The organism is Rugamonas apoptosis, assembly GCF_014042355.1.
GTDB classification, from domain to species: Bacteria; Pseudomonadota; Gammaproteobacteria; order Burkholderiales; family Burkholderiaceae_D; genus Rugamonas; species Rugamonas apoptosis.
Genome location: NZ_JACEZU010000005.1, coordinates 183,512 through 198,106, shown reverse-complemented (window position 1 = coordinate 198,106; position 14,595 = coordinate 183,512). Strand labels below are relative to the sequence as shown.

Annotated in this window: 8 protein-coding genes; 5 read left to right on the top strand and 3 right to left on the bottom strand. The window is 67.1% G+C overall.

Translation table 11 applies throughout. The features are described from left to right. Positions 1-76: 76 nt before the first annotated feature. Positions 77-820: a 3-oxoacyl-ACP reductase FabG gene (gene fabG, locus H3H39_RS11980; protein ID WP_182153609.1), complete on the top strand. Its 744-nt coding sequence runs from the start codon at positions 77-79 to the stop codon at positions 818-820. A gap of 64 nt (positions 821-884) precedes the next feature. Here the strand turns inward: fabG and H3H39_RS11975 are convergent, their stop codons facing one another. After that, entirely contained in the window at positions 885-1,586 is a 702-nt protein-coding gene (locus H3H39_RS11975) for a hypothetical protein (protein WP_182153608.1), read from the bottom strand. Positions 1,587-1,604: 18 nt separating this feature from the next. Further along, positions 1,605-3,971: a bifunctional serine/threonine-protein kinase/formylglycine-generating enzyme family protein gene (locus tag H3H39_RS11970; protein WP_182153607.1), complete on the bottom strand. Its 2,367-nt coding sequence runs from the start codon at positions 3,969-3,971 to the stop codon at positions 1,605-1,607. 275 nt (positions 3,972-4,246) lie between these two features. On the opposite strand from H3H39_RS11970, the gene tagH reads away from it, so the two are divergent. The 3 genes from tagH to tssM all read left to right on the top strand — a co-directional run bounded on the left by tagH (position 4,247) and on the right by tssM (position 10,847). Continuing rightward, entirely contained in the window at positions 4,247-5,812 is a 1,566-nt protein-coding gene (gene tagH / locus H3H39_RS11965; protein ID WP_182153606.1) for a type VI secretion system-associated FHA domain protein TagH, read from the top strand. 91 nt (positions 5,813-5,903) lie between these two features. Continuing rightward, positions 5,904-7,280: a type IVB secretion system protein IcmH/DotU gene (gene icmH / locus H3H39_RS11960; protein WP_182153605.1), complete on the top strand. Its 1,377-nt coding sequence runs from the start codon at positions 5,904-5,906 to the stop codon at positions 7,278-7,280. 36 nt (positions 7,281-7,316) lie between these two features. Then, the gene (gene tssM, locus H3H39_RS11955) at positions 7,317-10,847 is read left to right on the top strand and encodes a type VI secretion system membrane subunit TssM (RefSeq protein ID WP_182153604.1); all 3,531 of its coding nucleotides are present in this window, start codon (positions 7,317-7,319) and stop codon (positions 10,845-10,847) included. Here tssM and ftsH read toward each other — a convergent pair. Further along, a complete protein-coding gene (gene ftsH, locus H3H39_RS11950; RefSeq protein WP_229218009.1) occupies positions 10,792-12,672 on the bottom strand; it encodes an ATP-dependent zinc metalloprotease FtsH in 1,881 nt (626 codons plus the stop codon). The genes tssM and ftsH overlap by 56 nt on opposite strands. A 377-nt stretch (positions 12,673-13,049) precedes the next feature. On the opposite strand from ftsH, the gene H3H39_RS11945 reads away from it, so the two are divergent. Beyond that, positions 13,050-14,594, top strand: coding sequence for a WS/DGAT/MGAT family O-acyltransferase (locus tag H3H39_RS11945; protein WP_182153602.1), 1,545 nt, complete (start codon positions 13,050-13,052; stop codon positions 14,592-14,594). Position 14,595: the final 1 nt, after the last annotated feature.

Here is a 14,595-nt window from a genome sequence, read left to right as displayed (position 1 = left end):
GTGGGGTCGGCTATACTGCCCCGCAGGCCCGGCTGGTCCACTAGGGCGACGTTCAACCAACTCGAGGAAATGCTGCATGAATTTGACTGACAAGGTAATCATCGTGACGGGCGGCGCCCAGGGTATCGGCCTGGCCATCGCCGAGCGTTGCGCCGTGGCCGGCGCCACCGTGGCGATCTGGGATAACCGCGCCGACGCCATCGAGGCGGCCGTGGACCATGTGCGTGCCACGGTGCCGGGCGTGGAAGTGGCGGGCTACGCGGTGGATGTATCCGACCTGGCCAGCGTGCAGGCGGCCGCCAAGGCCACGCGCGAGCACTTTGGCCGCGTCAATGGCCTGGTCAACAACGCCGGCGTGGTGGCCGATGCCCAGTTGACCAAGATGAGCGAGGCCCAGTGGGACCGCGTGATCGACATCAACCTCAAGGGCGTGTTCAACTGCGCCAGCGCCAATGTGGACGCGCTGCTGGCCACGGCCGGCGCCATCGTCAACATTTCGTCCATCGTGGGTTTGTCGGGTAACTTCGGGCAGACCAACTACGCGGCAGCCAAGGCCGGGGTGCTGGCCATGACCAAGACCTGGACCCGTGAACTGGGCCGCAAGGGCGTGCGTTGCAACGCCGTGTGCCCCGGTTTCGTCAACACCCACATCGTCAAGGACATTCCGGCGCCGGTGGTCGAGGAGATGCTCAACATGATCCCGCAGCGCCGCATGGGCCAGCCGTCCGAAATCGCATCGGCTGTCGTGTTCCTGTTGTCGGACGAAGCCAGCTACGTCAACGGCGCCACGCTGGAAGTGGCGGGCGGGCTGACGCTGTAAGCTGGTCCGTTTTCCGTTTTCCGTTTTCCGTTTTCCGTTCTTCGTTCCCCGATCCGTCAGCCGGTTAGTCGGGCTGGCGGTTCGGCAGCGGTGCGGCGGATATGCGCTGCACCGTCATCACCAGGTCGGAATAGCTGCTGCGGTAGTTGCGGCCTTTCCCTTCCGTCGCCTTGGTGTCGACCAGCGACACATCCTTGCGATGCACATAGCCCAACCGCGGCGCCATGTAGAACTGCACCGTGCGCGGTACGGAGCGCACCACGTTCTGGGTCTTGCCTTCGCAAGTGCTGGAGACGCATTCGAGCGTCTCCACATAATCGATCACCACGTCCACGTTCACGTTGTAGGTGCCCACGCTCAGGCGTACCGGGCTGCCCGGCAGTTGCGCCAGCATCAGGCGCAGCTTGCCGTTCTTGGACGATGGGAGTTCGAACACCCCCAACGCGTTCGGCTTTTCCTTGAACCCGGCCTGGATTTCCGTCAGCTTGAAGATCTGGAACAGGTTCTTCTGGTACGACATCAACCGCCGCGTCTCATCCTCCACTTCCTGCCTTTGCACGGACTGGCGGGCCTTGCTGTCTTCATCCTCTTCCGTGGCCGGCTGTTGCGCGGGCGCCGGCACGGGCTGCGGCGTGGCGCTGGGCGGGCGATGCGGCATCTCCGCCGGATTGCGCGGCGGCAGGCGGGTGATCTGCGGTTCCGGCGGGGCGCAGCCGATCACCAACAGGGCCAGGCTGATGCTTGTTGCTCGAAACAGGACGTTCATGGAAGCCTTTCTCGTTCGTCAATAAGCGGTAGCCGGTGGCGCGGAGGCGGTAGGTTGTTTGTCCGCCGCCGGGGTGTTCCTTGAACCCGACCTGCTGCCGTGCCTCGGGGCCGATGCGGGCTGGCTCGCCGCTGCGGCACCGGCCGTGGCGGCGCCCGGCGTGGCGGCCGATGCCGACGACAATGCGGCGGCTGGTGTGGACGCGGTGGTTGGGGCAGCCGCCGGAGTGGCTGCCGCGCCAACCGCTGCCGCTGCAGGTGCCGGCGCAGGTGGCGGCGTGCGGCCGATGCGGAAGCCGACGCGCGGATCGCTGCTGGTGCGGTCGCCGAAGGTGCGCGCCACCGGACGCACATCGCCGCTGGTGGAATCGAAGGCGCCGCCTTTCTGCACCCGTTTCTTGCACGCCGCCGTCGTCTGGGCCGGCGTTATTTTGGCATCCTCGGCATGGCTGGCATGCCAGCAATCATCCACCCACTCATAGACGTTGCCCACCATGTCGTACAGGCCGGCGTAAGCCTTGAAGCTGCCCACCGGCGCGGGACGGTGGAAGTCCAGGTGGCTGCCGCACTGGCCGCAATGGGCGTTATCCTGGCCCGCGCGATCGCCCCACGGGAAGATGGTGCTGGTGCCGCTGCGCGCAGCGAATTCCCACTCCGCTTCCGTGGGCAGGCGGTAGCTGCCGCCCGTCTTCTTCGACAGCCAGTCGGCATACCCCTTGGCCGCATCCCAGCTGATGCCGGTGACTGGCAGCTTGTCCAGGTCGGGGCCGGACATGCCTTGTGGCGCCGGGCAGGCCCTATCCTTGACGCACAACTGCCATTGGGCGTAACTGATCTCCTGCGCCGACAGGTCGAAGGCGGCGATGGGCGCGGGCTTGCCGCCCATTTCCTCGGGCAGCGCGCCCGGCTCGCCGGCCTGGGAGCCCATGCGGTAAGTGCCGGCCGGGATGGCGACCATGGACGGACATCCGGGCGTGCCATCGGCCAGCTTCAGCGGGCACGGCGGTGGCGGTGGTGGTGCGGGCGGCGCTTCCGCCACCGGGGCGGCCGCTTCGGCGGACGCGGATGCCGACGCGGTGGCCGATTCCGCCGGCGCCGCTTCCGGCGCAGGGGCGATCACGGGCGGCGGCGGCGCGACCGCCGCCACCGCCGCGGGCTTGGCCCCCGGTGGCGGGGGCAGGTAGGGAATGTCGAACGGCAGCGCGTTGTTCCACCACAGCCAGCCACCGCCACCGCCGGCGCCCAGCACGGTCAGGCCGAACAGACTCAACAACACGGCTTTCCAGCGGCTCTTGCGCGGCGGCGTGGCGGCCGCCTCGTCCTGCACCGGCAGGCCGGTGGTGCGTGACTGGGTGGGCGCGCCGGTACGGCCGGTGCCGCCTTGGGTGGCGATGCCCGGCTGCGTCACCGCGCCCGGCTGCGTGGCCGTGGCCCGTGGCGCTGACGCCCGCTGCGGCTGTTCGATGCCCAGCAGTGCGCGGAACTCGGCCACATTCTGCGGCCGCTGTTCCGGCCGCACGCCCAGCCCCGCGTCGATGGCGCGCAGGAATTCGGGGCTGTAGCGGTCGGCGGCGCTTTCAGTCAGGGGCACGAGCGAATCGGAAACCAGGCGGGTGAGGGCGGCCGGCGGCACCTTGTCGGTGATGATGAAGTAGACCACCGAGGCCAGCGCGTAGAAATCGGTCCACGGCCCCTGCGACATATTCGTCATGTCGCCATACTGTTCGATGGGCGCGTAGCCGGGCTTGAGGATCACGGTCAGCGCCTGCGTCATGTCGCCGATCACGCGCCGCGCGGCGCCAAAGTCGAGCAGCAGCGGGCGGTCGTTCTCCAGCATCAGGATGTTGTCGGGCGCAATATCGCGGTGGTAGCACTGCTTGGCGTGCAGGACTTCAAGCGCGTCCAGGATGTGGGCCAGGAAGTTGCGCAGCCAGTCCTCCTGCGCCAGCAGTGTATGGTCTTCCTTGAGCAGCTGTTTCAGCGTGGGCGCCTGATAAAACGGCATGGCCATGTAGCCGGTGCCGTTGGCTTCCCAGAAGCGGTACACCTTGACCAGGCAGGGATGGTCGAACTGGGCCAGCAATTGCGCTTCATTGACGAAGCTGTGCAGCCCGACCTGGAACGTCTCCGCATAGTGCTCGGACAGCATGGTGACCTGGGTGCCGCCCACCCGGCCGGCGAAAGCGGCCGGCATGTACTCCTTGACGGCGACGTCGCGGCCCAGCGAGTGGTCCTTGGCGTGGTAGACGATGCCAAAGCCGCCCTGGCCGACCACGCAGGTGATTTCGAATTCGCCCAGCTTGGTGCCGGGCTGCAGCGCATTGGGAAACGCGGCGCCGGGCGCCAGGACCGTGTGGTCATTGTCACTGTTAGGTGGTGGGTTCATGATGACAGTTGCCGTTTAAGGGTGAGTTCATCTTTAACGCCCGGGCCAGCCTCGCGCGGACGTACTAAAAACCGGCGCTACCAGTACCAATTGCTTGCAGACGGTAAGCATGGTGTTCAAATGCTCATATGGTCTGTCAGGCACGAGTATAAACGAAGACTTGCCCGCCTAAACGAGTTGTGCGCATAATTGCTGCGAATATAAGAATAGCAATGGAACAGGTCAGCTTCCCACCCGGAAGCGGCTCACCCTATCCTCGTCACACGGACCGATCGATGCCCATTACATTGACCGTGCAAACCCATCGTGCCGCGCCCCCGGCGGAACCCTTGTCGGCCGTATTCGACCGGCTGGGCGGCACCATAGGACGTTCTCCCGGCAATGGCCTGGTGCTCGACGACCCCGGTAAGTACATCTCGCGCAACCACGCCAAGATCGAATTCCAGGATGGCGGCTACTGCCTGGCCGACATCGGCGCCAATCCCAGCCTGGTCAACGGCCGGCCGGTGGGTAACGGCCGTCAGGCGCCCCTCAGCGACGGCGATACGGTGGTGATCGGGCCTTATCTGCTGGGGGTGGTCATCACGCCGGAACCGGGAATGGCTGGGCGCATGGCTGCTGGCGGCGCGACCATGTATGGCGCGCCGGCGGCGGCCGAGCCGGCGCTCGATGCGCTGGCCGCTTCCAGCCTGCTCGATTGCGCCGTCGCGCCGGGCGCCGATCCCCTGAACGTGGACTGGCTGGCGCCCCAGGATGCGGTGACGCGGCAGGTGACGGTGGCCAGGCCCGCGCCCAGGGTGGAGCTGCGCACGGAGTCACCGGCCGGGGCGGATCATGTGGCGCCCGCCCAACAACTGTACCCGCAACCGTCGCCCGTGGTGCAGGCGCCGGCTCCTTCATTCGCGATTCCAGACGATTACGATCCGTTGGCGGACCTGCTGCGGCCGGCGCCGCTGGCATCGCCGAAAAACGACGCGCCCGTTGCCTTGGACCTGGTGGCTGCGCCGGTTCAGCCTCCTGCACAGATCATAGTTGGGGAGCGGCCTCCAGCCGCTGTCGTTGCTCCTCCACCAGTTGAGGACGTGCTTGCGATCGTGCCAGCAGCCGCCAGCGTGCCCGCATCCGCACCGGCAGCTGCACCAGTGGCCGCACCCCCACCCGCACCAGCGTCCGCTCCCGTGCCTGCGCCTGCTCTGGCGCCCGCGCCCGGCCAGCCGTCGGCCCCGGCGCAATCAAGCGCCTCCGATGCGCTGCTGCTCGACGCGTTGCTGCGCGGGCTGGGCATGACGGGCATGAAGGTCGAACGGCCCGCCGCCGAATTTGTCGAACTGGTGGGTGCCATGCTGCGTGCCGCTACGACCGGCACCATGGGCGTGCTGCTGGCGCGCACCCTGACCAAGCGCGAAAGCCGCATGGCCGTTACCATGATCGCCAGCCAGGCCAACAACCCGCTCAAATTCTTCCCGGACCCCACCAGCGCGCTGTTCCAGATGCTGGGCAAGCCGGGCAAGGGCTACATGCCACCGGTGGCGGCCTTCGATGGCGCGTTCGATGACATGAAAGCGCACGAAATGGCGCTGCTGGCCGGCATGCGCGGCGCGCTGGAAGGCATGCAAGCTCATTTCGACCCGGCCGAAATCGAACGCACCATGGCGTTGCCGTCCGTGATGGACAAGATGCTGCAGGCGAACCGCAAGGCCAAGCTGTGGGACCGCCACGTGGAGTCCTACCGCCAGTTGGTGCAGGACGCCGACGAGGAATACCAGCGCCGCTTCAGCGAACAGTTCGCGCGCGCCTACGAGGAGCAGATCGCGCGCATGCGCAAAACCCGGACACCTTAGCGCGCCACAGGACGCCATAGGACATCAGAGGATAACAAAGGACACTAAACGTACGTAATGCCGTCATCCGCTAACCGGAGGTCATGTCATTGTGAGTACCAACGATCCGCAGCAGCCGTCGCCCGACGACGAGCGTACCATCCTGATTCCCAGTCCCGGTGGCAAGCGCGGTGCCGCCGCGCCCGCGCCGCAGGGGGAGGCCTCGCAGGCGACGACCGTGCAGGTGCCCCCCGCGCAAGCGGCCATGCCGTCTGCTGGTCCCGGCGGCGCGGCAACTGCGCCGGCCATTCCCCGGATCGGCGGCTACGGCCTCAATCCACTGGTGGCGGCGGCCAGTCCCTTGCTGGACCTGGTGCTGCCGCTTCGCCACATGGCCGCCTATCCGCAGGTGGAACATTTGCGCCAGCAACTGGTGGCAGGCATCAAGAGTTTCGAACAGACGGCCAAGGCGGGGCAGGTGCCGGTCGATGCCATCGCCGTGGCCCGTTATTCACTGTGCACCTTCCTCGACGAAACCATTTCGGCCACGCCATGGGGCAGCGGCGGCGTGTGGTCGAGCCGCAGCCTGCTGGTGACGTTTCATAACGAAGCTTCGGGCGGCGAAAAGTTCTTCCTGGTGCTGCAGAAGCTGTGCCAGGAACCCGGTGTCCACATCGACGTGCTGGAGCTGATGTATCTGTGCCTCTCGCTGGGCCTGGAAGGGCGCTACCGCGTGCTTGATGGCGGCAGGGGACAATTGGAGATCCTGCGCGAACGGCTGCTGGAATTGATCAGCCGTCAGCGTGGCGCCGTCGAACCGGCCCTGTCGCTGCACTGGCGTGGGGCCGGCGGTAAAGGCGAGGCGTTGTGGCGCATGCTGCCCGTGTGGGTGGTCGCTGCCATCGCGCTGTCCGTGCTGGTGCTGCTGCACATGGCCCTGAGCTTCAGCCTGAGCCGGGCCTCGACGCCCGTGCATGCGCGTTTGCACGGCATCGCCGTCGCCGCCTGGCCGAAGTCGGCCGCCGCCGCACCGCTGCCGGCGCCCGCCGCGCCGGCCCGGGTCGCGAAATTCCTGGCGCCGGAAATCGAGCAGGGCCTGGTGAGCGTGAGCGAGCTGCCGGACCGCTCTATCATCACGTTGATGGGTAACGGCGTGTTCGCGCCCGGCAGCGCGGAAGTGACGCCCAGCTTTGTCCCGCTGCTGCAAAAAATAGGCGATGCGCTGCGCCCGGTCGATGGCAAGGTCAAGGTGGTGGGCCATACCGACAACACCACCGGCTTCACCACCCGTTACCCATCGAACTGGGATCTGTCCAAGGGCCGCGCCGCGACTGTGGCGCGCATGCTGGGCGAGCGGGCCGGCCCGCCGGAACGCTACAGCGTTGAAGGGCGGGGCGACACGGAACCGGTGGCGCCCAACGACAGCGCCGCCAATCGCGCGCGCAACCGGCGTGTGGTGATCATGCTGCTCGCGCCGCCCTCGGCCTGACATTCCCGCAACCGAAAACTGGACGAATACTACGATATGAAGCGTATCTTTTCCTGGTTGTTGCGGCCTGCGCCGCTGTCGCTGATCGGCGTACTGCTGCTGTCGCTGGTGATCTGGTTCGAAGGGCCGCTGCTGGCCTTCAACGGCAAGGAGCCGTTCGCGTCCAGCGGGGTGCGCTGGTTCTGGATCATGTTGCTGCTGCTGATCTGGGCCGGCTACTTCCTCTACAAATGGATCGCCGCCCGCATGGCCAACGCCAAGCTGGCCGCCGGCGTGGCGGGCGCGCAGCAGGCACCCAGCCCGGAGGCGCAGGAATCGCAGGCCGAGGTCACGCTGCTGGGCAAGCGCTTGCAGGAGGCGATGGAGATCCTGCGCAAAAGCAGCGGCCGGCGCGGCGGCCAATACCTGTACCAACTGCCGTGGTATATGTTCGTGGGCGCGCCCGGTGCGGGCAAGACCACGGCGCTGGTGCAATCGGGCCTGAATTTCCCGCTGGCCGATGCGATGGGCAAGACCGCCATTGGCGGCGTGGGCGGCACCCGCAATTGCGACTGGTGGTTCACGGATGACGCGGTGCTGCTCGACACGGCCGGCCGCTACACCACCCAGGACAGCCACGAGGAAGTGGACCAGGCGGCCTGGCGCGGCTTCCTGCAATTACTACGCAAGCACCGGCGGCGGCGCCCGATCAACGGCGTGATCCTGGCCGTCAGCGTGGCAGACCTGCTGCAACAGGGCGAACCGGCCCGCAAACAGCAGGCGCTGGCCATCCGGGCCCGCATCCAGGACCTGCACGAGCAGCTGGGCATGCGCTTCCCGATCTACGTGATGGTCACCAAGTGCGACCTGCTGGCCGGCTTCACCGAGTTCTTTGGCGAAATGGGCAAGGAGGACCGGGGCCAGGTGTGGGGCATGAGCTTCCCGCTGGTGGAACCGGAACAGGTGATGGCGTCGCTGGCCGCATTCCCGGCCGAATTCCAGTCGCTGGAACGGCAGCTGCAATCACGTCTGCTGCAACGCATGCAGGGTGAGCGCGACATCCAGCGGCGCGCGCTGTTATACGGCTTCCCCCAGCAGTTCGCCGGGCTAGGCGACGTGCTGCAAGCCTTCCTGACGGACGTATTCCAGTCCACCCGCTACGAAACGGCGGCCTTGCTGCGGGGCGTCTACTTTACCAGCGGCACCCAGGAAGGCCACCCGATCGACCGCGTGATGGGCGCCATGGCCGCCGCCTACGGGCTGGAACGGCAGGTGCTGCCCGCCAACGCCGCCAGCGGCCGCAGTTACTTCCTCACCCGTTTGCTGCGCGAAGTGATCTTTGCCGAAGCCGAAGTGGCCGGCGTAAATCGCCAGTTCGAGCGCCAGCGGCGCCGCCTGCAATGGGGCGCCACGATTGCCATCGGGCTGGTGCTGGTGCTGGGTACGGCCGGCATGGTCACCAGCTACGCCCGCAACAGCAGCCTGGTGAGCCAGGTGGACCACAAGGTGCCGGAAATCGCCAGGCTGGCGCAAGCCGTCACCCCGGACACCAGCGCCGCGCAGACCTTGCCGCTGCTGGACGCCGTGCGCGACCTCCCGGCCGGCTACGCGGCCCAGGGCCAGGACGTGCCGCTGCTGATGACGCTGGGCCTGTACCAGGGCGACAAGCTCGGCGCCGGCGCCCAGTCGCTGTATCTGCGCACGCTGCGCGCCACGCTGCTGCCCCGTATCGTGTACCGCATGGAGCAGCAACTGCGGCGCGGCAGCGCCAATAATCTCGACTACCTTTACGAAGTGCTGCGCCTGTACCTGATGCTGGGCGACACCCGCCATTACGACGCCGCTTCCATCGCCGGCTGGGTGGAGCTGGACTGGCTGCGCAACATGAACGACGCCAGCCCGGCCCAGCGTGAAGCGTTGATGGGCCACGTGGCGGCGCTGCTGAAAGCCTACCCCAGCTTCGAACTGCCGCAGCAACTGGATGCGCAACTGGTGGCCGACACGCGCCTGGCGCTGGCCCGCATGCCGCTGGAGCAGCGCCTGTACAACGGTCTGAAACGGGCCGTCGCCCGCGCCCAGTTGCCGGAATTCAGCGCCACCGCCGCCGGCGGGCGCGACGCGCCGCAAGTGCTGATACGGCGCAGCGGTGAGGCGCTCACGCGTGGTGTGCCGGGCCTGTACTCGGTGGCAGGTTATGCCAAATTCCTGGAATTGAGCGGACAGGCGATGGATGACGTGAGCCGCGATAACTGGGTGCTGGACCGCCAGGAAGCCGTCACGGGCAAGGCCGGCAATGAGCAGATCCGGGCCGCGCTGCTGCAGTTGTACTACAACGACTACATCGCGGAATGGGACCGCTATCTGGCGGACCTCAGCATCGTACCGTTCTCCACGCTGGACCAGGGGGCGCGCGTGACGGCCATGCTGTCCAGCGTCGATTCGCCGCTGCGCAAGGTGCTGGTGGCGGCCGCCCGCGAAACGACGCTGGCCGCCGGTGCCGCCAAGAAGCCCGAATCGTCCGTGCTCGCCTCGCTCAAGGACAAGAGCGACAGCTACAAGAAGAAGCTGGAAGGGGTGCTGGGCATGGGCGATGGCGACGGCGCCCCGGCCGCCGCCGCGCAGCAGATCCCGGTCGATGTCCACTTCGACGACCTGCACCGCATGGTGGCCGGTTCGCCCGCACCGCTGGACAACCTGCTGGCCATGCTGCGTGACGTGGCCACGTATTTCGACGCCGCCGCGGCGGCCAAACGGGCCGGCCAGCCGCCACCGCCGGGCGAGGCGTTGACCAAGTTGAAGCGGGAAGGGGACGGCAAGGCCGCACCACTGGGCCAGATGCTCAAGAATATCGACAGCGGCGGCGCCGGCCTGACCATGGGCAGCGAGCGTGAACGCCTGAACGCGTTGTGGACGGCCAGCGCCGCCCAGTTCTGCCGCCAGGCCATCGCCGGCCGTTATCCGCTGGTGCGCAGCGCCACGCAGGAGGTGACGCAGGACGATTTCGGCAAGTTCTTCTCGCCGGGCGGGCTGGTGGACCAGTTCTTCCAGCAGAATTTGCTGCCTTACGTGGACATGGGCGCCCGCCAATGGCGCTGGCGGCCCAACGGCGACAAGGTTACGCTGGGCATTCCGCAGGACGTGCTCGATTCCTTCCAGCGTGCGGCGCTGGTGCGCGATGCCTGGTTCGGCAGCGGCGGCAAGCAGGCCTCGATGCGCTTCGACCTGAAGCTGGTGAGCGCCGATCCGGCGTTGAGCCAGGTGAACCTGGAAATCGATGGGCAGCCGGTGCCGTTCGGCGCGCCGGCCACCGTACGCGCCGCCTCGCTGCAAGTCCCCAGCGGCAAGGGCACGGGCCTGGTGCGGCTGGAAACGACGCCGGCCGGGCGCAGCCTGCGCACGGAAGGTGCATGGGCGTGGCTGCGCATGATAGACCAGGGCACGCTGGAACCGACGCCGCAGGGCGAGCGTTTCAAGCTCAGTTACGACATCGATGGCCACAAATTAAGCTACAGCCTCACGGCCAGCAGTGTGATCAACCCGTTCCGGCGTGAGGCGCTGGAAGGCTACCGTTGCCTGGATCGCTTGTAGGCGCCGGGGCGGTGCCCGCGTCCGTGCCGTCGCTGGCCAGCAGCGCCGTCAGCGTGGCTCGTTCGACCACTTCCGTTTCCAGCAGCCGCTTGGCCAGCGCGTCGAGCACGGGCCGGTGCTGCTCCAGCGTGGCACGCACACGGGTGCGCGCGTCGGCCAGCAATTGGGTCACTTCGGCGTCGATCATGCGGGCCGTGCGTTCGCTGTAGCCCTTGCGCGCGCCGGGCATGCCGCCCATGCCGTTGATCCAGCCGTTCTGGCCCGATTGCTCATAAGTGGCCAAACCGAGCCGGTTGCTCATGCCGTACTGGCTCACCATCTGCACCGCCAGTTCGGTGGCCCGTTGCAGGTCGTTCTGGGCGCCGGTGGAGACGTCGCCATACACCAGTTCCTCGGCCACCCGGCCGCCCAGCAGCACATCGAGCCGTTCCAGCAGTTCGCTGTAGCGCATCAGGTAGCGGTCCTCGGTGGGCGTTTGCTGGGTGTAGCCCAGCGCCGCCACCCCGCGCGGGATGATGGAAATCTTGGCCACCCGGTCGGCATGGGGCCGCAGTTCCGCCACCAGCGCATGGCCAGACTCGTGGTAGGCGACGGTTTCCTTTTCCGTCCGGTTCATCACCCGCGTCTTCTTCTCGATGCCGCCCACGATGCGGTCCAGCGACTGTTCGAAGTCGTTCATGTCGATCTGGTCCTTGTCGGCGTTGGCCGCATGCAGGGCCGCCTCGTTGACCAGGTTGGCCAGGTCGGCGCCCGCGAAACCGGCCGTGGTGGCGGCCAGCCGCTCCAGGTCCACGTCCGGGCCCAGCTTCACCTGCTTGACGTGCACGTCGAGGATCTGGCGCCGGCCGTTCAGGTCCGGCCGGTCCAGCGCGATGTGGCGGTCGAAGCGGCCGGGCCGCAGCAGGGCCGGGTCCAGCACTTCCGGGCGGTTGGTGGCAGCCATGATGATGACGCCCGTGTTGGCGTCGAAGCCGTCCATCTCCACCAGCAGCTGGTTGAGGGTCTGCTCGTGTTCCTGGTGGCCGCCCATGGAAGCCAGGCCGCGCGCCTTGCCCAGCGCGTCCAGTTCATCGATGAAGATGATGCACGGCGCCTGTTGCTGCGCCTGTTCGAACAGGTTGCGCACGCGGGCCGCGCCCACCCCGACGAACATCTCCACGAATTCCGAACCGCCGATCGAGAAGAACGGCACCCCCGCTTCGCCGGCGACGGCCTTGGCCAGCAAGGTCTTGCCGGTGCCCGGTGCGCCCACGATCAGCACGCCCTTGGGGATGCGCCCACCCAGGCGCCGGTAGCGTTCGGGGTGCTTGAGGAATTCCACGATCAGCATCAACTCATCGCGCGCCTCGTCGATGCCGGCGATGTCCTTGAACGTGATGCCGGTATCCTTCTGCATGTAGACGCGCGCCTTGCTCTTGCCCACCTCCATCAGGCCGCCGATGCCGCCGCCGGCCGGCATGGCCAGGCGCCAGAACAGCAGCAACAGGATAACGGGCGCCAGCCAGGACAGCAGCATCGGCAAGTGGCTTTCCTCCTCGGCCGTGTAGCTGATGTGCGCCGCTTCCAGGTCTTTCACGAGGTCGGGATCGGTCACGCGCAGGGTGGTGAAACCGGCGTGGGTCTTGGCGGCCGCGCGCACGGCGTCGGCCCGTTGCTGGCTCAGGGGCGGGTTGAGTGGACCGTCCACCAGCGCGCCGCTGACCTGTCGCTCGCTGACAGAGAGGTCGTGCAATTTGCCCGCATGGAGCAGGGATTTGAACTCACTATAGGGCAGGGGCGCGCCGGGAGGCGTGTTGCCGAACAACAGCCACAACGACATGGCCATCAACCCGGCCGCCCAATACCACGACGCGCGCGGGATGCGGTTGGCGGGCGAGGGCAGCGGCGAACGGTTGGGCGGCTGGTCGGTCACATTCATTTCCTGCGGGAAAAGAGTTTATACACCTGTCGAAGTTAGTGTATCCGCAAGCGACGCAAAGTGACGCAAATCATGCGCGGCGCGATCTAAATTGTTGTGTTGGTAAGATATGCTGCTATTTGTGAATTTGATACAGGTCAATGCAATATCATTTTCATCAGTCCACCATGTGCGGACAACTTGACAAGACCGGAACGCGAATTCGCACCGGCCCAACACCGCCACGAGGAGAGACGCGATGACCCATCAACCCGGCAACGGCCACGTGGCCGCCCCCCAGTGCCATGGCCACTGAGCGCGAAACGCTGTCGGTGGTCGATCATGCGTGGCTGCGCATGGACCGTCCCACCAATTTGATGATGATCTGCGGCCTGATGACGTTCGCCGGTAAGCTGGACCTGGTGCGCCTCAAGGCCGTGGTGCGGGAACGCATGCTGTGCTTCCACCGTTTCCGCCAGCGCGTGGGCTGGGAGGGCGGCGAGGCTTATTGGGAAACCGACCCCGCCTTCGACCTGGACTGGCATGTGCGCCAGCTCGCCCTGCCGCGCGGCGCGGGCCAGCGGGGGCTGGACAAGCTGGCCGGGGACCTGGTCAGCACGGCGCTGGACCCCAGCAAACCGATGTGGCAGATGCACCTGATCGACGTGGACGCCAGCCACAGCGCCCTGATGTTGCGCATTCACCACTGCTATGGCGACGGTTTCGCGCTGGCGCATGTGATGGGCGCGCTGACCGACAGCAGCGCCAACCACCACGCGCTGCCGTCGCCGGACCTGGACGGCACCCCGCCGCCACGGGCCGCCTGGGAAAAGATGCTGGGCCAGGTGACGGAACTGGCCGGCGATGGTGTGCGGCTGGCCCGCACGGCCTACGCGCTGGCGGCCGACTGGAGCGGCCACCCCGATCATGCGCTGGCAGCCGCCCGCCGCGGCGTCAACCTGGCCACGGAACTGGCCGTGGTCGCCGCCATGGAACCGGATTGTCCCACCCGCTTCAAAGGCCCGCTGGGCGTGATGAAACGGGTGGCCAGCGCGCGCAGCCTGTCGCTGGACGAGGTGAAGGCCGTGGCCAGCGCCTTGTCGTGCTCCGTCAATGATGTGCTGCTGTCGTGCGTGACGGCGGCGTTGCGCCGCTATCTGCTGGACCAGGACGATGCCGTGGACGGCGTGGAAATGCGGGCCCTGGTGCCCGTCAACCTGCGTCCGCCCGGTCCGGTGCAGGAACTGGGCAACCATTTCGGGCTGGTGTTCCTGGGCCTGCCGCTGGGCGAGGCGGATGCGCTGCGCCGCACACGGGCGATACATGAACGGATGGAAGCGCTCAAGCATTCGCAGCAAGCGACGGTCGCGCTGGGCATCCTGGCCTGCATGGGCGCCGCGCCCGACGGGTTGCGGGAAACGCTGGTGCAGGCGCTGGCCGCCAATGCCAGTGCCGTCATCACCAATGTGCGCGGCGCGCCGGAAGCGCGCTACCTGGGCGGCCAACGGATAACCCGCCAGGTGTTCTGGGTGCCGCAGTCGGGAGGCATCGGGCTCGGTATCAGCATCCTCAGTTACGCGGGCCAGATCAACCTGGGCGTGGTGGCCGATGTGCAGCGGGTGCCTGATCCTGAAGCACTGGCCAACCACATCGGGACGGAATTCGAAGCGCTGTTGCTGCGCTGCCTGACCATGCCCTGGCCGGCGCGCCTCGCGGCCGACGTGGGCAAGGCCGCCGTCACCACAGCACCGAAGCGCAAGCGCAGCACGAACAGGACCACCGGGGCCAGCAGGACCGCCGGCACCACAGGGATTACCAAGCCGCCACCAGCACACCAGGGAACGGATTAGA